This is a genomic window from Sphingomonas sp. Ag1 (assembly GCF_000980895.1).
GTDB classification, from domain to species: domain Bacteria; phylum Pseudomonadota; class Alphaproteobacteria; order Sphingomonadales; family Sphingomonadaceae; genus Sphingomonas; species Sphingomonas panaciterrae.
Window position 1 is genome coordinate 214,050 of the sequence record NZ_LAZX01000093.1, and the last position, 20,936, is coordinate 234,985.

General features: G+C 66.6%; 18 protein-coding genes and 1 pseudogene. 8 read left to right on the forward strand and 11 right to left on the reverse strand.

The features are described from left to right. Window positions 1-14: 14 nt before the first annotated feature. Complete coding sequence (locus tag XM50_RS12760; RefSeq protein ID WP_231621967.1) at window positions 15-1,793, reverse strand: AcrB/AcrD/AcrF family protein; 1,779 nt, start codon at window positions 1,791-1,793, stop codon at window positions 15-17. A gap of 114 nt (window positions 1,794-1,907) precedes the next feature. Between XM50_RS12760 and XM50_RS12765 the strand changes: the two genes are divergently transcribed. Then, window positions 1,908-2,330, forward strand: coding sequence for a GtrA family protein (locus XM50_RS12765; protein WP_231621968.1), 423 nt, complete (start codon window positions 1,908-1,910; stop codon window positions 2,328-2,330). A gap of 1 nt (window position 2,331) precedes the next feature. After that, window positions 2,332-3,060 carry a class I SAM-dependent methyltransferase gene (locus tag XM50_RS12770; protein ID WP_046409958.1) on the forward strand — a complete coding sequence of 243 codons (729 nt, stop codon included), beginning with the start codon at window positions 2,332-2,334 and terminating at the stop codon, window positions 3,058-3,060. 50 nt (window positions 3,061-3,110) lie between these two features. On the opposite strand, the gene XM50_RS12775 is transcribed toward XM50_RS12770, so the two are convergent. Further along, the gene (locus tag XM50_RS12775) at window positions 3,111-3,497 is read right to left on the reverse strand and encodes a hypothetical protein (RefSeq protein WP_046409960.1); all 387 of its coding nucleotides are present in this window, start codon (window positions 3,495-3,497) and stop codon (window positions 3,111-3,113) included. Between the two features lie 196 nt (window positions 3,498-3,693). Between XM50_RS12775 and XM50_RS12780 the strand changes: the two genes are divergently transcribed. Continuing rightward, a complete protein-coding gene (locus tag XM50_RS12780) occupies window positions 3,694-4,884 on the forward strand; it encodes an iron-containing alcohol dehydrogenase (protein ID WP_082103049.1) in 1,191 nt (396 codons plus the stop codon). Between the two features lie 28 nt (window positions 4,885-4,912). On the opposite strand, the gene XM50_RS12785 is transcribed toward XM50_RS12780, so the two are convergent. From XM50_RS12785 to XM50_RS12810, 6 genes are all read right to left on the reverse strand, one after another. After that, the gene (locus tag XM50_RS12785; RefSeq protein WP_231621969.1) at window positions 4,913-6,172 is read right to left on the reverse strand and encodes an MFS transporter; all 1,260 of its coding nucleotides are present in this window, start codon (window positions 6,170-6,172) and stop codon (window positions 4,913-4,915) included. Between the two features lie 100 nt (window positions 6,173-6,272). Next, window positions 6,273-7,289 carry a glycosyltransferase family 2 protein gene (locus XM50_RS12790; protein ID WP_046409961.1) on the reverse strand — a complete coding sequence of 339 codons (1,017 nt, stop codon included), beginning with the start codon at window positions 7,287-7,289 and terminating at the stop codon, window positions 6,273-6,275. A gap of 21 nt (window positions 7,290-7,310) precedes the next feature. Beyond that, window positions 7,311-8,756, reverse strand: a complete 1,446-nt coding sequence (locus XM50_RS12795; RefSeq protein WP_052742566.1) for a M48 family metalloprotease — start codon at window positions 8,754-8,756, stop codon at window positions 7,311-7,313. A gap of 99 nt (window positions 8,757-8,855) precedes the next feature. After that, window positions 8,856-10,688: a DUF885 domain-containing protein gene (locus XM50_RS12800; RefSeq protein WP_046409963.1), complete on the reverse strand. Its 1,833-nt coding sequence runs from the start codon at window positions 10,686-10,688 to the stop codon at window positions 8,856-8,858. Window positions 10,689-10,793: 105 nt separating this feature from the next. Next, the gene (locus XM50_RS12805; RefSeq protein WP_046409965.1) at window positions 10,794-12,899 is read right to left on the reverse strand and encodes a RelA/SpoT family protein; all 2,106 of its coding nucleotides are present in this window, start codon (window positions 12,897-12,899) and stop codon (window positions 10,794-10,796) included. 112 nt (window positions 12,900-13,011) lie between these two features. Then, entirely contained in the window at window positions 13,012-13,371 is a 360-nt protein-coding gene (locus tag XM50_RS12810; protein WP_046409966.1) for a CC_3452 family protein, read from the reverse strand. A 155-nt stretch (window positions 13,372-13,526) separates the two neighbouring features. On the opposite strand from XM50_RS12810, the gene XM50_RS12815 reads away from it, so the two are divergent. Beyond that, entirely contained in the window at window positions 13,527-14,000 is a 474-nt protein-coding gene (locus XM50_RS12815; RefSeq protein WP_046409968.1) for a winged helix-turn-helix transcriptional regulator, read from the forward strand. A 45-nt stretch (window positions 14,001-14,045) separates the two neighbouring features. Here the strand turns inward: XM50_RS12815 and XM50_RS12820 are convergent, their stop codons facing one another. Beyond that, window positions 14,046-14,771 (reverse strand): dienelactone hydrolase family protein, encoded by a 726-nt coding sequence (locus tag XM50_RS12820; RefSeq protein WP_046409969.1) that lies wholly within the window; start codon window positions 14,769-14,771, stop codon window positions 14,046-14,048. Between the two features lie 112 nt (window positions 14,772-14,883). Here XM50_RS12820 and gpmA point away from each other — a divergent pair, with 112 nt between their 5' ends. The 3 genes from gpmA (at window position 14,884) to XM50_RS12835 (ending at window position 17,272) form a co-directional block, all read left to right on the forward strand. Then, window positions 14,884-15,570 (forward strand): 2,3-diphosphoglycerate-dependent phosphoglycerate mutase, encoded by a 687-nt coding sequence (gene gpmA / locus XM50_RS12825; protein ID WP_046409971.1) that lies wholly within the window; start codon window positions 14,884-14,886, stop codon window positions 15,568-15,570. A gap of 23 nt (window positions 15,571-15,593) precedes the next feature. Then, window positions 15,594-16,514 (forward strand): EamA family transporter RarD, encoded by a 921-nt coding sequence (rarD, locus tag XM50_RS12830; RefSeq protein WP_046409973.1) that lies wholly within the window; start codon window positions 15,594-15,596, stop codon window positions 16,512-16,514. An 83-nt stretch (window positions 16,515-16,597) separates the two neighbouring features. After that, the gene (locus XM50_RS12835) at window positions 16,598-17,272 is read left to right on the forward strand and encodes an NAD(P)H-dependent oxidoreductase (protein WP_046409974.1); all 675 of its coding nucleotides are present in this window, start codon (window positions 16,598-16,600) and stop codon (window positions 17,270-17,272) included. Between the two features lie 39 nt (window positions 17,273-17,311). Here the strand turns inward: XM50_RS12835 and XM50_RS12840 are convergent, their stop codons facing one another. Further along, window positions 17,312-18,559: a putative DNA modification/repair radical SAM protein gene (locus tag XM50_RS12840; protein ID WP_046410057.1), complete on the reverse strand. Its 1,248-nt coding sequence runs from the start codon at window positions 18,557-18,559 to the stop codon at window positions 17,312-17,314. A gap of 77 nt (window positions 18,560-18,636) precedes the next feature. Here XM50_RS12840 and XM50_RS12845 point away from each other — a divergent pair, with 77 nt between their 5' ends. Then, complete coding sequence (locus XM50_RS12845) at window positions 18,637-19,878, forward strand: glycosyltransferase 87 family protein (protein WP_046409976.1); 1,242 nt, start codon at window positions 18,637-18,639, stop codon at window positions 19,876-19,878. On the opposite strand, the pseudogene XM50_RS12850 reads toward XM50_RS12845, so the two are convergent. Beyond that, window positions 19,820-20,936: pseudogene (locus tag XM50_RS12850) on the reverse strand (chromosome segregation protein); the annotation flags it as partial. The gene XM50_RS12845 and the pseudogene XM50_RS12850 overlap by 59 nt on opposite strands.

A 20,936-nucleotide genomic window follows, 5' to 3' on the forward strand; every position in this document is an offset into this window, starting at 1 on the left:
GGCGTGGCGACGGCTCAGTTGATTCGGAACAGCCGCAGCGGTGACCCCTTGGGCAGCGGCACCGGAGTCAGCCACTCGAAGGTCTCGCCATGCGCCAGCCGGTCGTAGAAGCCGCCGGGCGCGCGATCGCGATACACCGTCGATTCCGCCATGTTCGGGCAGACCAGCATCATCGTCGCGCCGTGCCGCTTCATGATTGCGCGCGCCTCTTCCGGAGTGCCCTTGAAGGCGTGCTGGACGTCGAGGATCGCGTCGCCATTGCGGTGATAGGGACCGGCGATCGCATTGTGATGCGTCAGCGCGATCAGCCGCGGGCCGAGATCGGTGAAGGTGAAGATCGTCGTCGCGGGGATCCGGTTCAACGGAGTCATCGCGGGCATGGTCAGGCACAGGCCCGTCGCACGATTGACGCGCTTCACATAGGGCTTGGGCACGTCGATCGGCAACGCGCGCAGCAGCATGCCGGCGAACATGCCCGAGATGAGGACGAAGACGGCGCCGGTCGCCAGTACCTTCACGAAGATCGATCGCTGACCGAGGAGCCAGGGCAGCACCATCCAGGCCAGCGCGGTGACGCCGGGGATCGCCATCACCTGAGCCGCGGGACCGCTGCGCACCTGCCACAGCAGCATCAGGGCGGAGAACAGGGCGAACAGGCCGACGCAGGCCCATCCGATCAGGGTCGGGCTGCGCCGCGCGCGCCAGATCGCGATCCCGGCGCCGATCAGACCCATCACCGGCAAGGCGGCGAGCGGGAAGCCGGTGCGGAAGGCGTGGCGATAGATCGGCTTTGCCTCGCGCACGTTGCTGAGCCAATTGGCGTAGAGCTCGTCCGATACCTGCTCCGGGCGCTGCAGGCATTGCGGGAAGAGGGTGGCAAAGCCGCCCGCGATCACTGCGCCGGCGACCGCGGCGAGCGCAAAGCGCAACGCGCGCTTTTCGGGCGACAGGAGTGCGAGCAGCGTCAGCAATGCGCCGGCGGCGACAAAGACGCTGAGCCAGATCGGGGTGAGGGCATCGCAGCGCATCACGCGGTTGGCTTCAGACGCAAAGATCACATAGCCCGCGGCGCATCCGCCGCCCAGCGAGATGGCATAGCCCAGCAGGCGGCGGCGCTCGCCCGCGTCCCACACCCAGCGCAGCGTGATGATCGCGCCCGCCATCGCGCAATAGGGCAGCATCTCCAGCCCGATGGTAAGCGACAGCGCGCTGGCCAGCCCGACGGTGATGCCGCCGCGCGCGCCATCGGGATCGCACAGCCCGGCGACGGTCAGGCTGAGCATCGCCAGCTGCCAGCCATGATGGTCGATGCGGTCGGGCATGAACATCATCAGCGCGACGGTCGAGCCCATCAGGAACACGATCGCGAGCGGCCAGGCGACCGGGGAGACCAGGCGACGGACCGTTGCGCCCAGGCCGATCAGCGTGACGCCGAGCGGCAGCAAGGGGGCGATGCCACAGGCCAGCTTTTCCGCCTCCACCACGCCGACGAACGGGCGCAGCAGCAGGATCAGCCCGGCGATGGGGAGGTCGACGATGCGCGACCAGTGAATGTCGAAGCCGACCGGCGGGTTGAGCCGATAGTTGCGCAGGTCGTACCAGCCCTGCCCGTCAAGCAGCGCCCGCACCTGCATCAGCCGCATGTTGTCGTCGGTGTCCGCCAGCGACAGCCAGTGGATCGCCGCCCACCGTTTCCACACGTAGAAGATCACGATCACCACCCAGGCGATCGTGGTCAGCTTGATCCAGTGCCGGTCCAGTTCGGCGGACAAGGATGAGGGCAACTTGTTCACGGGGCTTTCCTCGCCGACCGCAGGCCATTAGACGCCCACGACATTCTTCCGGTTCGGCCCGGGCGGGCTATCGGTGGCGCCCGCCTCTACCCGAGGCGGCACAAAGGGCAAGGCGTGGACGCTGTTCGCAACAAGTTCGGCTCGGCAGAAATGCGCGAAACATTCTGGCAGTTGGTCCGGTTTGGCGTGGCCGGGGGGCTGGCGACCGGGCTGTATGCGCTGGTCTATTCGCCGCTCGCCGCATTCAAGATCACGTCTGAGCAGGTCGCCAATATCGCCGGTTATCTGGTGGCGATGCTGTCCGGCTATGTGCTGCACAGCAAGTGGAGCTTTCGCGGGCATGGTGTCTCGGCGAAGACGTCGGCATCCAAGTTTTTCGCGGTGTCGCTGGTCAGCTATGCGGTCAACACTTTCTGGGTGTGGCTGCTGACCGATGATGCGATGCTGGCGGGACCCTGGTGGTGGCCGCTGATCCCGATCGTGGTGGTGACGCCGCTGGTCACCTTCTCGCTCAACCGTCTGTGGGTATTTTCCTGATATGGATCGCCGCGTTTACGACCGTATGGCCGAACATGATTCCACCCATTGGTGGTATCGCGCGCGCCGCGACATCCTGGCCGATTATCTGACGCGCGAGGGGCGGCTGCCGAAAGAGGCGCGTATCCTGGAGATCGGGTGCGGGACGGGGCATAACCTGCCGATGCTGGCGCAATTCGGCCGCGTCGATGCGATCGAGATTGATCCGGCGGCGCGTGACGTGGCGAGCCAGCGGCTGGGCAAGGCGGTGGGCGATGCGCCGCTGCCGGCGCTACCCGGCGTGCCGGACGCGCATTACGACCTGATCGCGGTGCTGGATGTGGTCGAGCATATCGAGGACGATGTCGCCGCGCTGCAGGCGATGCGTGCGCGGCTGGCACCCGGTGGCAAGATCCTGATCACCGTGCCGGCGCATCAATGGATGTGGAGCGCGCATGACGTGGTGAACCACCACCACCGGCGCTATTCCAAGACGACGCTGGTTAAGGCGATCGATGCCGCGGGCCTGCGCCCGCGCAAGCTGGGCTATTTCAACTCGCTGCTGTTCCCGCTCGCCGCGGGGGCGCGGATCATGGGCCGGATCACCGGTCGCGAGGACAGCGACGATACGCCACCCGCCGCGCCGCTGAACACGCTGTTCGAGAAGATCTTCCGCTTGGAACGGCATATGGTCGGCCGGCTGCCGATGCCGCCGGGCGTTTCGATCATCACGCTGGCCGAACCGGCCTGAGCCACAACGCACCCCGACGCGAGCGCCGGGGTGAGCGTGTTGGTCGGTCGTCAACGCGGCGGCGTTGCATCCTGCGGATCGGACGTCGGTGTGGTGCCGCGCGGATCAGTGGTCGACGTGCTGGTGCCGGTGCGCACCGGCGGCGTGCCGGTCACCCTGTCGGGTGTGTTCGCCGTCGGGCTGTTGGGTACGCGGCCCGGTGCGCTGCCTTGCGGGCCCATCACACCGCCATGCTGGCCGTGCTGATCCATTTTGCCGCCCGTGGTGCCGCCAGTGCTGCTGTCGGCCTGTCCCGGCTGGCTGGTCATCGTACCGCCGGGTGCGCCGGTCTGGCCGGCGGTGCCGCCCGCCGATCCGCCCTGCGGGCTGGCGGTCTGTGCGGTCGCCACGGCGGGCAGCAACAGTGCGGCTGCGCCGAATAGTGCGAAGTAACGCATCTTGCCTCTCCTTGTAGATCGCCCTTCAACGGCAGCGTGGCGGGCGTCGTTCCCGCCCGGCCAAGGTAAATGGTCTTGATCCATATGTGTTTATGACGTTGGATCATGGCACCAAGGCCGCGAACGACGGTCACCAGGGCGGCGAGATGATGTGATCCCTTGTGCGATCACCGGGGCGGGACAGGAGAGACATAGCGTGACAATCGCGGCCATTGCTTTGCCCCGCCTGCTGCACATCGGCGGCGGCGCGTCGCGCCGACTGGCGGAGGTGCTGGCGACGCTGGGCCTTGCCCGGCCATTGATCGTCACTGACCCATGGCTGCTGGAAGCGGGGCAGGTCGCGGGCCTGTGTGCGGGGCTGGACGCGGCCGGGATCAATTATCGCCTGTTTGCCGACACTGTGCCCGATCCCACGGTCGCATCAGTCAAGGCGGGGCTCGCCTGCCTCAGTGCGGGCGATCATGATTGCGTCAGTGCGGGCGATCATGATTGCGTCGTCGGGTTTGGCGGTGGCAGTCCGATCGACACGGCAAAGGCGATCGCGCTGCTCGCCGCACATGGCGGCACGATGGCCGACTATAAGGCGCCGCACGTGCAGGATGCGGCGGGGCTGCCGATCATTGCCATTCCGACGACGGCGGGGACGGGGTCGGAAGCGACCCGCTTCACCATCATCACCGACGAGACCACCGACGAGAAGATGCTGTGCGCCGGCCTCGCCTATCTGCCGGTCGCGGCGCTGGTCGACTACGAGCTGACCTTCAGCATGCCGGCGCGGCTGACTGCCGATACGGGGATCGATTCGCTGACTCATGCGATCGAGGCCTATGTCTCTCGCCGCGCCAATCCGTTCAGCGACGGCATGGCATTGCTTGCGATGCGTGCGATCGCGCCCAACCTGCGGCGCGTCTATGCCGATCCTGGCGATGCCGCCGCGCGCGAGGCGATGATGCTGGGCGCGACGCAGGCGGGCATCGCCTTTTCCAACAGCTCGGTCGCGCTGGTGCATGGCATGAGCCGGCCGATCGGCGCGCATTTTCATGTGCCGCACGGCCTGTCCAACGCGATGCTGCTGCCGGCCGTAACCCGCTGGTCAGCGCCCGCCGCGCTTGCCCGCTATGCGACCTGCGCACGCACGATGGGGGTCGCGGACGATGCTGATGGCGACCAGCTGGCCGTCGCTCGGCTGCTGGAGGAGCTTGCCACGCTGAACCGCGATCTCGCGGTTCCCGGGCCGGCGGCATGGGGGATCGACGGCGCGCGCTGGCATGCGCTGGTGCCGGTGATGTGCGCGCAGGCGGCGGCGTCGGGATCGCCGGCCAACAACCCGCGCGTGCCCGATGCGGAGGAGATGGCGCAGCTTTATGCCGAGGTGTGGGCCGGCTGATCGGGCGGATCGGCCGGCCGTTTCCGCCTTAGTGCGCGATGACCGGTGCCGCCGTGCCGTCGTCCGCGTCCTCGTCGATCGCCACCACGCGCGGCAGGATCAGCTGGATCGCGGCGAGCGCCGCGAGATAGGTCAGCGAGCAGATCAGGAACATCGGCAGATATCCGTGACCGTTGTCGAGTGACCAACCGGCAAATTCGATCATCGCCATGCCCGAGAGATTCCCGGCAAAGGCACCAATACCGATCGCCGAGCCGACGATGCGCGCGGGGAAGATATCCGTCGTCAGGCCGAACAGGTTGGTCGAGAAACCCTGATGAGCGAACAGGCCGAGCCCGAGGATCGCGGCGGCCACCCAGGCGCTGTCGACACCGACCAGCACGGGGATAGGGACGATCAGCAGTGCATAGATCAGCATCGACGTCTTCCGCGCGGCATTGACGCTCCAGCCGCGGCGCAGCAGCCGCGCCGGCAGGAAGCCGCCGCTGAGGCCGCCCAGCGCCGCCATGAAATAGACGAAGGCGACCGGCAGCCCCAGCGTGCCCTGCGACAGGCCGAAGGTGCGGTGGAACATGTCGGGCATGAAGAACAACAGGAACCACCAGACCTGATCGGTCAGCGCCTTGCCCAGGATCACTGCCCATTGCCGGCGATCCTTCAGCAGGCTGCTCCAAGCGATCTTGGGCGCGGCGGCATCGCGCGCGGCATTGGGCTGCGGCGGGATGCGCATCATCAGCCAGGCGACAACCCACACCAGCCCGAGCCCGCCGGCGATGAGGAAGGTCGCCTTCCAGCCGAACATGAGCGCCATCACCGGGATCAGCAGCGGCGTCAGGATCGCGCCGATGTTGGGCGCAATGCCGACCAGCCCGAGGGCGACCGAGCGATCCTTGCCGCCGAAATAGGTCGCGGCGGTCTTCACCGCGGCCGGCGTGCCGATCGATTCGGCGGCGCCGAGTACCGCGCGCGAGGCAACGAAGCCCGAGACGGTGGTGGCGAAGGCGTGCGCCATGCCGGCGAGGCTCCACACGCCGACACCGATGGCGAAGCCCCAGCGCAGGCCGATCTTGTCGATGAACCAGCCAGTGCCGAGGAAAGCGACCGCCGCCGCGAACTGGAAGGCGGAGGCCATGTGGCTGTAGTCGCGGTCAGACCAGTCGAATTCTGCCTGCAGCGTCGGCTTCAGCAGCGCCAGTATCTGGCGATCGACATAGTTGAGCACGATGGCGACGAACACCAGCCCGAGCACGATCCAGCGGCGCCGATCGGCGATTGTCGTCGTCGTCACAGGCCTGTTCCCCTCTTACCAGCCTGACCGATAGGATACCGTTGTCATATCTTCAATCGCGGAAGCGCCGATCGCGCGGGTTCGGCCGCGACGGGGCGCGTCAGGCGTTCTCCTCGCGGGCGATCTCATGCGCGGGGATGCGGGTGCCTTCGGCCTGGAAGCCGAGCGTGGCGCGGCGATGCACGGTGCCGGCGATATCGGCGACCAGGTACAGCGGGCGGCGCTTCGATTCGATGTACAGCCGGCCGAGATATTCGCCGATCATGCCGAGCACGAACATCTGCACCGCGCTGAGCACCGTCACCACCAGCATCGTCGAGGTCCAGCCCTGGACCGGATTGCCCTCGAAATACCCCCACGCGATGTAGAACAGCAGCAACAGCGCAAGGCCCGCGAGCGCGACCGACGCATGGCTGGCGAAGCGCAGCGGCGCAGTGGAGAATCCGGTGACCGCGTCAAAGGCGAGCCGAAGCATCTTCGACAGCGGATAATTGGTTTCGCCTGCGTGCCGCTCCGCACGATCATAGGGGAAGGGCACCTGGCGGAAGCCGATCCACGCCACCATGCCGCGGATGAAGCGCGCCTGTTCGGGGAGCGACAAAAGCGCATCGAGCGCGCGGCGGCTCATCAGGCGGAAGTCCCCGGTGTCGAGCGGGATCGGCGTGTCGGTCAGCCGGTCGAGCAGGCGGTAGAAAGCGGCGGCGGTCGCCTTCTTGAACAAGGTTTCGCCTGCGCGCTTGCGACGGACGGCATAGACGACGTCGGCATTCTCGCGCGCCATGGTCGCCCGCAATTCGCCGAGCAATTCGGGCGGATCCTGAAGATCGGCGTCGATGATCAGGATCTGTTCGCCCGAGCACAGGTCAAGGCCGGCGGTCAGCGCCAGCTGGTGGCCGTGATTGCGCGAGAGGTTGATCGCCACCAGCCGGGGATCGGTGGTGGCGAGATATTGCATGATCGCCCAGCTGTCGTCGCGCGAACCATCGTTGATCAGCACGATCTCGTGATCGTCGCCCACGGCGGCGCGCGCCGCCGCCGACACGCGTTGGTGCAACAGCGGCAGCGTGTCGGCTTCGTTATAGCAAGGAATGACGATCGAAAGGGCAGGGCGGTGCATCCGCGCGGCGTTACAGGATGCTCAGGCCTCCGTCACGACCTTGACGAGCATACCGGGACGAAGCGTGTCGCGATCAGACAGGCCGTTCAGCGTCATGAACCGGTCGCGCTGCGCATCGGTATAGGCCATCTGGCGCGACAGGCTGTCGATCGTGTCGCCGGCCTTGACCGTGACGATGCGCAGCTTCTTGCCGCGGACCTTGGCGGCATCCTGAGCGGTGATTGGCGAGACGCTTTCGATCAACGGAGCGAACGGTCCGATCCCGCGGCCCGCCGGGGTGACGATGGTCCAGTAATAAGTCGCCGACGGAAAGCGGTAGGCGAGCACCGTGGCGTCGACCGACTGGCCGTTCGCGTTCGCGCGCACGGTGGAATAGGCGTAGTCCAGGCCGTTGGCGCGGCCGGCCTGCGCCGCCGGCGCGGCACTGGCACCCAGCGCGCGGAACTGCTGTGCGACGAAGGTGGGAAGGTCGCTGGTCGCCGCCGCGGCCTTGAACTGGGCCTGGCCACCGCTGCCGGCGACCGTCACCGCATCGCTGCCGTTGGCGATGCGATAGCCGGTCGGCGCGGTAAAGCGCAGGCGCATCACGGGATGGACGAAGGTCTGGCCGTTGACCACGCCCTGCCGGGGATCATCGTCATAGACCATGCCGTCGAGCCGGCGGAGGAACGCGACGTCCTGCTGCCCAACCGGTGCCGCGGCGCGACCGGTCTGCTGCGCCAATTGCCGTGCGCGCTGCACACGCTCGCGGCTGTTGGGGTGTGTCGATGCCCAGCTGGGCACCCCGCTCTGCTGCCCGGCGAGCTGCGCGTTGAGGCTGGTGGACGCGCCGAGCTGTTCGAGCATGTCGGCGGCGGCGAAGGGATTGTAGCCGGCGCCGGCGATGTACCGCACTCCTAGCGCGTCGGCGGCATATTCCTGATCGCGGCCATATTTCAGCGTGTAGAGTTGCGCCGCGCTGCGCGCGCCGGCACCCGCCAGCTGACCGATCGCGCTGTTGCCGGCGACCGCACCGACCACCCCGGCGAGGAGCGATCCGATGCCGGCGGTACGTTGACGCCCGGCGGAGTGACGCGCGGCGACGTGACCCACCTCATGCCCCATCACGCTGGCGAGCTCAGCCTCGCTGTTCATCAGCGCGAGCAGCTGGCGCGTGACGTACACATAGCCGCCGGGGATGGCGAAGGCGTTCTCGACCGGCGAATTGAGCAGGGCGACGGTGAAATCGCCCTGCGCGTTGGACAGGCCCGATTGCACTGCCACCCTTTTGCCGACCTGCTCGACATAGGCCGCCTGCGGCCCGTCATATTTGCCGCCGAACTCGGCCAGCAATTGCGGGTTGGCTTCCGCGCCCTGCGCCTTCTCACTGGCGGAGATCGACCGCGCCTGTGCGCTGACGGTGGCGGGGATGGTGACCGCCATGGTGGCGGCGGGGAGGGCGAGGGCGACGGAAAGCAGGCGAGTCATGCGGGGCAGGATCCTTTCGGTCCTGTCCTACGCGATGATCCCTGAACAGTTCCGTCGCCCTCGCGCAACAAGCGCCGTGTGGACGCCGCAGCGAAGGCGTCAGGCGGTGCGGGCCTGCTCCTCGACGAGCCGCTGCAGGATGGTCAGCGGCACCGCGCCATATTGCAGCACCTCGTGGAACTGGCGCAGGTCGAACTTGTCACCGCGCAGCTTCTGCGCCGTCTCTCGCGCCCGGACCCAAGCGGCGTGACCCACCTTGTAGCTGCACGCCTGACCCGGCTGGGTGCAGTAACGCTCGATCTCGCGCTGCGAGCGCGGGCGGGCGAAGCCGACCGTTTCGACCATGTAATCGGTCGCCTGATCGCGCGTCCAACGCTTGGTATGGATGCCGGTGTCGATGACGAGGCGGGCGGCGCGAAACAGGTAGCTCTGCAGGAAGCCCGCACGCTCCAGATCGTCGGCATAGCCGCCCAGTTCGTCGGCGAGGCTTTCGGCGTAGAGCGCCCAGCCTTCGCTGTAGCCGCTGAAGAAGCTGAGGTTGCGCAACAGCGGCTGCGGCGCCTTTTGCGCGATCGAGATCTGCAGGTGATGGCCCGGCACGCCTTCGTGATAGGTGAGGCTGGGCAGCGAATATCTCGGCCAGTCGCCGACGTTCTTCAGGTTGATCCAGTAGATCGCCGGGCGCGAGCCATCGAGCGCGGCGCGGCTGTAATAGCCGTTGGAGGCGCCGTCCTGAATGTCCACCGGCACCGCGCGAATGTCGAGCGGCTCGCTGGGCGGGTTGAGGATCGCCTGACCCAGCTTCGCGGTCATGGCCGCATTGCCCTCGTTCAGGCCCTTGATCAGCGCCGCGCGGCCTTCTGCGGTGTCGGGATAGACTTGTTCCGGCCGCACATTGAGCTCGTTCAGCCGCGCGCCGACATTGCCGCGCGTCAGGCCCTGCTTGCGCAGGATGGTGTCGAGCTGCGCGGTGATTTCCGCCACCTGGTCGAGGCCCATCTGATGGACCTCCGCCGGCGAGTATTTGGTAGTGGTCGCCTGCTCCAGCGCGGCGGCATAGATGGCGTCGCCCTGCGGCACGTCCCAGATGCCGGCGGAGCTACGCGCCTTCGGACGCAGCGCCTTGATCAGTGCGATCTGACGATCGAGTGCGGGGTAGATCTCACCCTCCACGATCTTTGCCGCGCGAGCCTGCCAGTCGCCGCCGATGTTCTTCGCCGCGGCGCGCTTCGCCACCGATTGCGCAAGGCCGCTGTCGGCCGCGGGTTGACCGCGAAGCTTCGCCATCTGGCCAAGCGTCAGGTCAAGCGAGAAGTCGGGCGCGAGATAGCCGCGCGAGGCCTCTTCCTTCTGGTTCGCGGTATCCTGGTCGAGCCGCTTGGCGAAGGCGCCGAGGCGATCGAGATAGGCCTCGCAATCGGCCGCATTGTTGATCGTGTGCGAGGAATTCAGGAAGTCGGGCGTCGAGAAATAGCTGCCGCCCTGCTGGAAGATGGTGAAGGGGCGCTGCACGCCGTCCAGCTTGAAGCGATCATAGGGGATCGCGCGGCTTTCCAGCGAATAGAGGATCACTTCGCGATCGAGCTTCGAGCGGGTCGAGAGAGGCGCGGGATCGACGGCGCGGATCGCGGCGATTGCCTGCTTCAGCTCGGCGCGGGCGCTGGCCTTGCCGGCGGCCGACTGGTCGGTCAGGCGATGCTTGAGCGCGGCGTTGGCGCCCTTGTCCATGCCGAGCGAGGTCGCCAGTTCGGGCGACCGCTGCAGCGTCTGCGCGAAAACCTTGTCGAACAGGCTGTTGAGCTGGGCGTCAGCCGGGTTGGTGGCGGTGTTCGCGCCAGCGCCGGCCCCGCCGGTCTGCGCGCGGAGCGCGTCGGGGATCAGGGCAAAGACGGAGGCAGCGCTTGCCGAGGCAAGGAAGGAACGACGATCCAAGTGCTTAGGCCTTTCGGTAGGAGGGCTGACCGATCCTAGGCAAGGCAGTGATGTTGCCGCAAGTGGCCACGCGCACCGTCAGGCGCCGAGCCACCGCAGACAGGATCAGACGCGCTCGGCCGCGTTCACCGCGTCCGCCGCGCGCAGCGCCGCGATCAGCCGCATCAATTGGTGCGCATCATGCACTTCCACGTCGATGACATTGGTGTGGAATTGCGTGTCGCGGGTGTCGAGGCGCAGGTTGATGATGTTCGCCTTGTGCTGACCGATGATCGTGGCGAGCACGCCCAGGGCGCCGGGCTCGTTCTTCACCTCGACCGACACGCGCGCCGTGGCGCCCTCGGTCTTGTTGCCCCATTTGACGTCGATCCAGTCGGTTTCCTCGTCCGATCGTTCGGCGAGTTCGGCCAGCGTCGGGCAGTCTATCCGATGTACCTCGATCGAGGCGTCGGGGCGGCGCAGGCCGACGATCCGGTCGCCGGGGACGGGGTGGCAGCATTCGCCCAGCTCATAGGCGACGCCGGGCGCGAGCCCCTCGATCGAGATCGCGGAGGATTGCGGCGGCGAATGCGCGACATCGGCCCCGGCCGAGCCGGGCATCAGTGCTTCCATCACCTGCGCATCGGTCAGCGTGCGGCGGGCGATCGCCTGCATCAGCGCTGCCTCGTCGGGCAGCTTCAGCCGGGTCAGCGCATGGGCCATGGCGTCCGCGCCGAGCGGGGCGGGCAGGCGAGTGACGATATCCTCGTAGAGCTTGCGGCCGAGCGCGATCGTCTGTTCGCGCTCCACCTGTCGCAGATGCCGGCGGATCGCGGCCAGCGCCTTGCCGGTGATCGCGAAGTTCAGCCAGTTGGGCTGCGGCGTCTGTGCCTTAGACCGCAATACCTGGACCTGGTCGCCATTTTCGATCGCGGTGCGCAGCGGCACCACGCGACCATTGATCTTCGCGCCGACCGCCTGATCGCCGAGGTCGGTGTGGACCGCGTACGCGAAGTCGATCGGCGTCGCGCCCTTGGGCAGCTGGATCAACTCGCCCTTCGGCGTGAAGGCGAAGATGCGATCCTGATACATCGCCATTCGGGTATGTTCGAGCAGCTCCTCGGGGCTGCCCGCGGTATCGAGGATCTCCACCAGGTCGGCGATCCAGCCCTGCTGCGTCTGCGGGCTGATCTTCTCACCCTGCTTGTACGCCCAGTGGGCGGCGAGGCCGAATTCCGCCTCCGCGTGCATTTCCTCGCTGCGGATCTGGATTTCGACGCGTTGATTCTCGTCATGGATGACGGTGGTGTGCAGCGAACGGTAGCCGTTGCGCTTTGGCGTCGAAATATAGTCCTTGAACCGGCCCGGCACCATCGGCCAGCGGCGGTGGATATGCCCGAGCGCGGCGTAACATTGGTCCTCATCCTTCACGATGGCGCGGAAGGCCATGATGTCGGACAATTGCTCGAAGTTGATGTGCCGTTCCTGCATCTTGCGCCAGATGCTGTACGGGTGCTTCTCGCGACCCGAGACTTCCGCCTCGATACCGTGGCGGGCGAGCAGATCCTTCAGCCCGTGCTTGATCTTCTCGATCCGGTCGCCGCCGCCGGCCTGAAGTTGCTGCAGTCGCCGGGTGATCGACTCATACGCTTCCGGCTCGAGCTGCTGGAAGGCGAGCGTCTGCATCTCCTTCATGAACTCGTACATGCCGATCCGCTCGGCGAGCGGGGCGTAGATATCCATCGTTTCGCGCGCGATGCGCTTGCGCTTGTCCGGGTTCTTGATGTGGTGGAGCGTGCGCATGTTGTGCAGCCGGTCGGCCAGCTTCACCAGCAGCACGCGGATGTCGCCCGACATGGCGAGCAGGAACTTGCGCAGGTTTTCCGCCGCGCGCTCGCTTTCGGTCTGCGCCTCGATCTTGGACAGCTTGGTCACGCCGTCGACCAGCCGCGCGACATTGTCGCCGAAGATCTGGCGGATCTGGTCGCTGGTGGCGACCGTGTCCTCGACGGTATCGTGAAGGATCGCGGTGGCGATCGTCTCGTCGTCGAGGTGAAGCTCGGTCAGGATGCCGGCGACTTCGATCGGGTGGCTGAAATAGGGATCGCCGCTGGCCCTTTTCTGCGTGCCATGCGCGTTGACCGAAAACACATAGGCGCGATTGAGCAGCGCCTCGTCCGCCTCCGGGTCATACTCAAGGACCCGATCCACAAGTTCATATTGCCGCAACACGGCATCGACTTGAGCAGCCGCCCCGCGCTTTGCAACAGAAAACACAGGATAAACGAAAAGGGCCCGCCCCGTCGGGGGCAGGCCCTTCTCCGTTTATCGGCGGGAGCGCCGATCAGTTGGCGGGCGCAGCGTTCGCGCTCGCCTTGGCAGCGACGGCCTTGCCGCCCTTCGCCTTGGCATTGCAGGTATCGAGTGCGACGGCGTCGAACGCCTGGCCATTGGCAGTGAAAGCGGTGAGCGCGCCAGTGCTGCGCGCGACCAGCTGGCAGGCGGCCATGTCACGCATCGGCGCATTGGTGGCGACATAGGCACCGTTGCGCAGCATCCACGGCGTGTCACGGGTCATCAGAACGGTCTTGGTGGGCGTTTCGGCCGGCGTGGCGACATAGGCGCCATTGGTCTGCGCATGGGCCCCGAAGGACGCCAGCAGCGCGGCGGAAGCGAGTACCGACTTGGCAAGCATGCGAATCATGTGGGCTCTCCCAAAACCTAATAAGCGCGACGTAAATGTCGCACATGCGAGTTTCAATAGGCAACTCGCATGTGCGAGTTGCAATCGACAACTTTTATTTGGTACTCGGCGCATGGAGCGCGATGCGCTACCTTGTTGCGTGAGAAGGAGTATCGATGGGTGAGTTGCGCGAGCCGCTAGGGGAATGCAGTCTTCCCGCCGCGCTGGAATCGATGGGTGAGCGCTGGGCGTTCCTGATCCTGCGCGCGGCCTTCAACGGGCTGAAGCATTTCGAGGAATTCCAGTCCGAGCTCGGCATCGCGCGCAACATCCTGGCCAACCGCCTGTCGCGCTTCGTCGATCACGGAATCATGGAGCGCCGCTCACTGGTCGAGGACCGGCGCAAGATCGCCTATCACCTCACCGACAAGGGTTATGCGCTGCTGCCCACGATGGTCGCGCTGCGGCAATGGGGGGAGAAGTGGGAGACCGGTTGCCCGGCCTTCCCGATCCTGGTCGATGCGCGCGACAACCGGCCGATCCAGCAGGTGGCGGTGCTGAGCCACGACGGCCGTCCGCTGGGGAAGGGTGACATGCACTGGGCGCTGCCCGGCGACCTCGACGCGCCGGAGCGCAACGCCGCTGAGTAAGCGGGCCGGGCGGGTGCGTCGTGCCCGGTGCCCGGTGCCGCGTCCCTAGAGAAACAGTTCGGCCAGAAAGTCGCTCATCGCCTTCCAGCTGCGACGGTCGGCATTCTCGTCATAGCCGAAGCCGGGGGTGCGGCCGGCCGGGACTGAGGTGTCGGTGAAGGCGTGGCCTGCATGGCCATAAGCGTGGATCTGCCAATCGGCCTTGCCCGCGGTTAGCTCCTGACCTAGCGCTACCATCGTGTCCGGCGGGCAGAGCGGATCTTCCCAGCCGTGGCAGATCAGCAGCTTCGCCGTAATCGGATCGACATTGGCGTAGTCCGGCCGATCGTAGACGCCATGGAAGCTGACTCCGCCCAGGATCGGCAGCCCGGCGCGCGCCATGTCGAGCACGCATTTGCCACCAAAGCAGAAGCCGATCGCCGCCACGCGAGCGGGATCGACCGAGGCGAAGCCGCGCAGCGCCGCGAGCGAGGCGGCAAGCCGATCGCGCAGCAGGCCTCGGTCGGCATCGAGTTCGTCCATATATTCGGACACGTTGCTGCTTTCGCGCGTCTTGCGCCGGCCCTGGCCGAACACGTCGCAGGCCAGCGCGACATAGCCGAGTTTGGCGAGATCCTCCGCCTTCTGGTTGTCAGCTTCCTTTTGCCCCAGGATGTTGGGGCAGACGAGCACGCCCGGGCGCTGCGTCTCGACCTCATCCTCCCAGGTGATCACGCCCTCGAACGGGCCGCCGGGGCCATCATACACCAGGGTCTGCCGCACGATCGCCATCGCAATTCTCCTTCGGCGCGAACTTAAACCTTTCCCTGCGCGCTTGTCGAAGGGCGCCTCCACTCTCTAACAGCGCGGCCATCACAGGCGTCATTGCCAACGGGAGATATCGATGCCCAAGCTCGTCCTGATCCGCCACGGCCAGTCGGCGTGGAACCTCGAGAACCGCTTCACCGGCTGGTGGGACGTCGACGTGACGGAAAAGGGCGCGGCCGAAGCCAAGGCGGCGGGCGAACTGATGGCGGCGAAGGGCCTCGATTTCGACCTGACCTTCACCTCGCTGCAGACCCGCGCGATCAAGACGCTGAACCTGGCGCTGGAGGCGATGGGTCGGCTGTGGCTGCCGACCGAGAAGCACTGGCGGCTGAACGAGCGCCATTATGGCGGGCTGACCGGCCTCAACAAGGCGGAGACCGCGGCGAAGCATGGCGAGGAGCAGGTGCATATCTGGCGCCGCAGCTTCGACATTCCGCCGCCCGTGGCCGACGCCGGCGGGCCATATGATCTCAGCAAGGATCGCCGCTATGCCGGGATCGACATTCCCGCGACGGAGAGCCTGAAGGACACGATCGCCCGCGTCCTGCCGTATTGGGAGGAGCGGATCGCGCCGGCGCTGAAGGACGGTCAGCGTGTGCTGATCTCCGCGCATGGCAACTCGCTGCGCGCGCTGGTGAAGCATCTGTCAAACATCCCGGATGACGAGATCACCAGCCTTGAGATCCCGACCGGCCAGCCGATCGTCTATGACCTGGACGACGATCTGCGCGCGCTTGACCGTTATTACCTCAGCGAACGCTGAACCTGTAGCAAAGGCCGCCTCGCATGACTGACAATGGCGCGCGCGGCGGCCTGCTGCTGGGGCTGGGCGCGTACACGATGTGGGGCGTGCTGCCGCTCTACTTTCGCCTGCTCGCGTCGGTGCCCGCGCTGGAGGTGCTGGCGCATCGGGTGGTCTGGTCGGCGGTCCTGCTGATCCTGGTGGTCAGCGTGATGCGGCGCTGGGGCGCGATCCGGGCGGCGGTGAACGCGCGCACGATCGCGATGCTGGTGGCGAGCGCGGTGCTGATCGCGATCAACTGGCTGATCTACATCTGGGCGGTGAACAACGGCCAGACGCTGGCCGGCAGCCTTGGCTATTTCATCAACCCGCTGGTCAACGTCGCGCTGGGTGTCGCCATCCTCGGGGAGCGGCTGCGCAAGTGGCAGGGTGTCGCGATCGCGATCGCGGCGGTGGGCGTCATCATCATGGCGCTGTTTGCGATTGATACGCTGTGGATCTCGCTGACGCTTGCCGCCTCGTTCGGCATCTATGGCCTGGTGCGCAAGGTGGTGGCGATCGACTCCCTTGGCGGGTTGCTGATCGAGACGCTGCTGCTGGCGCCGCCGTCGCTGATCTTCCTGCTGGTTGCCGCCGGCGATGGAACGGGCGCGATGGGGCGTGACCTGTCGATCGACGTGCTGCTGGTGGTGCTCGGCGTGGTCACGGCGCTGCCGCTGCTGATGTTCGCGGCCGCCGCGCGCCGGTTGCCCTATTCAGTGCTGGCGCTGCTGCAATATGTCGCGCCGACGCTCCAGTTCTTCGTCGCCGTGGCGATTTTCGGCGAGCCGCTGCGGCCGCTGCACCTGGTGGTGTTCGGGCTGATCTGGATCGGCTGCGCGATCTTTGCGTGGGACAGCGTTCGCGCCAGCCGCACGGCGCGGCGGACGGCGCGTGAGGCATTGGGGGCGACCGCCGCACCCTGATCATTGCGCGCGACGCGAAGGTTCGCGCCCGGCGGCACCCGTGCTAACGACAGGCCTCCAGCACGCATAATGGAGGTAAGGACATGAACAGCCCGGATTCGACGGTGATCCGCCACCATCTGGTGCTCGCGAACCCCAGCCGCACCAGCTTCGATGGCCAGATCGTCGACACCTATGTCGAGACGGTAGAGCGGCTGGGGCAGCAGGTCGTGGTGCGCGATCTTTATGCGATGGGCTTTGACCCGGTGCTGCGCAACGAGGAGCGTCCGATCGAAGGCGACGGGCAGCTTTCCGACGATGTCGCGGCCGAGCTGGAGCTGCTCGGCGCGTCCGACATCCTGGTGCTGGTCTATCCGATCTGGTTCGCGTTGCCGCCCGCGATCCTGAAGGGTTATGTCGATCGCGTGCTGGGCTCCAACTACAGCTTCCGCGACGTGCAGGCGCAGGCCGGGCATCCGGCGGTGAAGGGCAAGCCGCTGCTGTCGTTCAGCACGTCGGGCACGTCGCTGGCCTGGCTGCACGAAAAGGGGCAGGTCGGGTCGCTGCGCGAGATCTTCGACGCTTATCTGTGGCAGGGGCTGGGGATGACCCGGGCGGAGCATATCCGGATCGATTCGGTCGTGCCGGATATGGATGCCGATTACGCCGCCGAGCAGCTCGAGCGGGTCCGTTCCACTGCCGAGCGCACCTGCGCCATGCTGTTGAGCGATCGCCATTCGGCACGAACCGCGGCGGTGATGTCACGCACGAACGACTGATCCGGCGACTGAACGCCAGCGCGTCAGCCGCGCGCGCCCTCAGGCGGCGAACAGTTCCAGCTGTTGCTTCCTGGGGGCGACGATCGGCTTCAGTTCGGCCTTATCCGTGAGCGCAATGGGCCGCCAATCATCGGCCACGATGAAGGGGCGGATCTTTGCGATCGACACCGTCAGGCGTGCCACGTCGGCGAGCCGAAGGCGGCGCCAGCGGCGGCTGGTGAGGATGTTCGCTACTGCCTTGGTGCCGAGCCCCGGCACGCGCAGCAGCAGTTCGCGCGGCGCGCGGTTCACGTCGACCGGGAAGCTGTCGCGGAACTTCAATGCCCAGGCGAGCTTGGGATCGATATCGAGCGGGAGCATGCCGGTGGCATCATCCGCCGCGGCGACCACTTCCTTCGGTTGAAAGCCATAGAAGCGCATCAGCCAGTCCGACTGGTAGAGGCGATGCTCACGCATCAGCGGCGGGCGCTGCAGTGGGAGGACGGCGGAGGCGTCCGGAATCGGGCTGAACGCGGAATAATAGACGCGGCGCAGATCGTAGCGGTCGTAGAGCGTCGCGGCCTTGGTGACGATGTCCCCGTCGGTCGCCGCATCGGCGCCGACGATCATCTGCGTCGATTGCCCGGCCGGTGCGAAGGTGGGGGCTGACTTGTAGCGCTTCTTCGCGTCGCGCGTGTCGAGGATCGAGGATTTCAGGCCCTTCATTGCGCCCTCGATCCGGCCATTGTCCTTTTCCGGCGCCAGTCGCTTCAAGCCGCTGACGGTGGGAAGTTCGACGTTGATCGACATGCGATCGGCGTAGAGGCCGGCCTGGTGGATCAGTTCCGGATCGGCATCGGGAATGGTCTTGAGGTGAATATAGCCGCGGAAATGGTAATCCTCGCGCAGCGAGCGGGCGACCTCGACCAGTTGCTCCATCGTGTAGTTGGACGAACCGATGATGCCGGAGGAGAGGAACAGCCCCTCGATATAATTGCGCCGGTAGAAGGAGAGGGTGAGGTTCACGACCTCCTTCGCGGTGAAGCGGGCGCGGCGGACATTCGAACTCTTGCGGTTGATGCAATAATGGCAGTCGAAGATGCAGCTGTTGGTGAGCAGGATCTTCAGCAGGCTGATGCAGCGGCCGTCCGGCGCATAAGCGTGGCAAATGCCCATGCCCTCGGTCGAGCCGATGCCCTTGCCGTCGCGCGAGTTGCGTTTGGTCGTTCCCGACGATGCGCAGGAAGCGTCGTATTTCGCTGCATCCGCAAGGATTTCCAGCTTCTGCCTGACATCGAGCTGCGCCATTTGTTCTATATAAGTTCCGCTCGAGCGCTTGTCGACCAACGATCGACCCTGGCGCAATCGCCGGCTACCGCGGGATCATGCATTCGCGTCGCCTGAACAGCTTCGGCCCCCACCTGCTGCTGCTCGCCACCTGCGTCGCGGGCTGGTGGTTCAAGGCGCATTGCGGCGCCTCATGGATCGGCGATGAGCAGTACATCACCGGCTGTTATTCGGATGCGGTGCCCTTCTGGGGGCTGCGCGGCGTTGCGGCGGGGCAGATCCCCTATGTCGAGGCGCGGATGGAGTATCCGGTGCTGACGGGGGCGCTGATCTGGCTGGAAGGCTTGATTGCGCGCGTGATCGGTGGGGCGCGGGCAGATGCGGCCGATTTCCTGCTTGTGGTGGCCTTGGTCAACGCTGTGCTGGCCTTTGCCGTGCTGCGGATGATGGAGCGCGCGGGGGTGCCGGCGGTGCGGCTCTGGTGGTGGGCGGGGGCGCCGCCGCTGGTGCTGTACCTGGGGCATAATTGGGACATGCTGGCGGTTGCGCTGGCGGTGGCGGCGTTCCTGGCCGCGCGGCGGGGGGAGGCGCTGAGCGCGGCGGCGCTGGCGGCGATCGGGACGGCGGCGAAGCTTTTCCCCGTTCTGCTGCTGCCACTGATTGGCCTCCAGGCGCTGTTGCGCGGAGGCAAAGCATGGCGGGAGCGGATCAGATCGGCCGCGATTTTGACGGTCGTGGCCATCATGTTCTGGGCGATGTTCAACGCGCCGGTCGCCTGGCGCGCGTTCGACCATTGGAGCGAATTCTACACCTTCAGCCGCGAGCGTGGCGGGACCGCGGCGGCGGTGTGGGAGATCATGGGCGCGCAGGGCTGGTGGGTGAGCGATACCGAGACGCGCAACCTGTGGTCGTTCGTTGCCTTTGCCGGCGGCGCAGCGGCGATCGTGCTGCTCGGATGGCGGCGGCATAGTGACGCGCTCTGGGCGCTGTTCACCTCGGTGCTTGCCTGGTTCCTGCTGACCAACAAGGTCTATTCGCCGCAGTTCGACCTGTGGCTCTATCCCTTCCTGCTTATCACTTCGCGCAAGCTGTGGCCGGTCGCCTGGTTCGTGCTCGGCGATCTGGCGGCGTATTGGGCGGAGTTCTGGTTCTTCGCCTCGCCCGGCGGGGCCGGCATGGGGGTGACGCAGGGGCATATTGCCGTTGCGGCGGCGTTTCGTGCGGCGGCGATGCTGTGGATCATCGTGGATGCGGTGCGCAGCCCGGCGCCGGCGTGGCTGCTTATTCTGCCGCCAGCAACGTCTCCGCAGCCTGAAGGTCGACCGACACCAATCGGCTGACGCCGCGCTCGATCATGGTGACGCCGAACAGGCGGTGCATTCGGCTCATCGTGACGGCATTGTGGGTGACGATGAGGTAGCGCGTCTGCGTCTCGCGGCTCATTCGATCGAGCAGGTCGCAGAAGCGTTCGATATTGGCGTCGTCGAGCGGGGCGTCCACTTCGTCGAGGACGCAGATCGGCGCGGGATTGGTGAGGAACAGGCCGAAGATGAGCGCGACCGCGGTCAGCGCCTGTTCGCCGCCGGACAGCAAGGTGAGCGACTGGAGCCGCTTGCCGGGCGGTTGGGCCATGATCTCCAGCCCGGCCTCGAGCGGATCGTCCGAATCGACGAGTTCGAGATGCGCCTGGCCGCCGTTGAACAGAGTCGTGAACAGGCGGCGGAAATGGCCGTTCACTGCCTCGAACGCCGCGAGCAGGCGCTGGCGCCCTTCGCGATTCAACGTGCCGATCGAGCCGCGCAGGCGATTCACGGCCTGGCCAAGCTCCTCGCGCTCCGCGGCATTGCCGCTGGCGCCGGCCTCAAGCTCCGCCAGTTCCTGCTCGGCGACGAGATTGACCGGGCCGACCCGCTCGCGATCACGGACGAGCTTGTCGTGTGCGGCGGCCTCGTCCTGCGGCGAGCGGATCTCGGCACTGTCGAAGCCGATTTTTTCGGGAAGGACGGGGGCGGGACATTCGAAGCGTTCGCCAGCAACGCGGCCGAGCTCGACGCGGCGAAGCTCCTGGCTTTCGGCGCGCGCGGCGGCGCCGGCGCGTGCTTCGCGTGCCTCCGACAGCGTTTCGCCGGCGCGGCGGGCGGCCTCCTCGCTCTGGCGAAGTGCGCTCTCGGCGTTGCGTTCGGCAGCCGCCAGTTCCTCGGCTGTACGACGAGCGGCATCATGCGCGGCGGCGGTGTCGGCGATGGCGGCGGCGAGTTCGTCCGGGCGCGCGGCGATGGCGGCGGTTTCGGCCGCGATTTCCGCCTCGCGCTTGCCCATGTCGGCGATGCGCCGGGCGGCGTCGCCAGCGCGGGCGCGCCAGCTTTTCACATCGGCCTGCGCGGCGGCGAGACGGTTG

What these genes read in the sequence shown, in the direction of transcription:
- XM50_RS12770 (WP_046409958.1), top strand. Translation starts at nt 2,332, where the DNA reads ATGGATCGCCGCGTTTACGACCGTATGGCCGAACATGATTCCACCCAT.
- XM50_RS12775 (WP_046409960.1), bottom strand. Translation starts at nt 3,497, where the DNA reads ATGCGTTACTTCGCACTATTCGGCGCAGCCGCACTGTTGCTGCCCGCC.
- XM50_RS12790 (WP_046409961.1), bottom strand. Translation starts at nt 7,289, where the DNA reads ATGCACCGCCCTGCCCTTTCGATCGTCATTCCTTGCTATAACGAAGCC.
- XM50_RS12795 (WP_052742566.1), bottom strand. Translation starts at nt 8,756, where the DNA reads ATGACTCGCCTGCTTTCCGTCGCCCTCGCCCTCCCCGCCGCCACCATG.
- XM50_RS12810 (WP_046409966.1), bottom strand. Translation starts at nt 13,371, where the DNA reads ATGATTCGCATGCTTGCCAAGTCGGTACTCGCTTCCGCCGCGCTGCTG.
- XM50_RS12815 (WP_046409968.1), top strand. Translation starts at nt 13,527, where the DNA reads ATGGGTGAGTTGCGCGAGCCGCTAGGGGAATGCAGTCTTCCCGCCGCG.
- XM50_RS12820 (WP_046409969.1), bottom strand. Translation starts at nt 14,771, where the DNA reads ATGGCGATCGTGCGGCAGACCCTGGTGTATGATGGCCCCGGCGGCCCG.
- gpmA (WP_046409971.1), top strand. Translation starts at nt 14,884, where the DNA reads ATGCCCAAGCTCGTCCTGATCCGCCACGGCCAGTCGGCGTGGAACCTC.
- rarD (WP_046409973.1), top strand. Translation starts at nt 15,594, where the DNA reads ATGACTGACAATGGCGCGCGCGGCGGCCTGCTGCTGGGGCTGGGCGCG.
- XM50_RS12835 (WP_046409974.1), top strand. Translation starts at nt 16,598, where the DNA reads ATGAACAGCCCGGATTCGACGGTGATCCGCCACCATCTGGTGCTCGCG.
- XM50_RS12840 (WP_046410057.1), bottom strand. Translation starts at nt 18,559, where the DNA reads ATGGCGCAGCTCGATGTCAGGCAGAAGCTGGAAATCCTTGCGGATGCA.
- XM50_RS12845 (WP_046409976.1), top strand. Translation starts at nt 18,637, where the DNA reads ATGCATTCGCGTCGCCTGAACAGCTTCGGCCCCCACCTGCTGCTGCTC.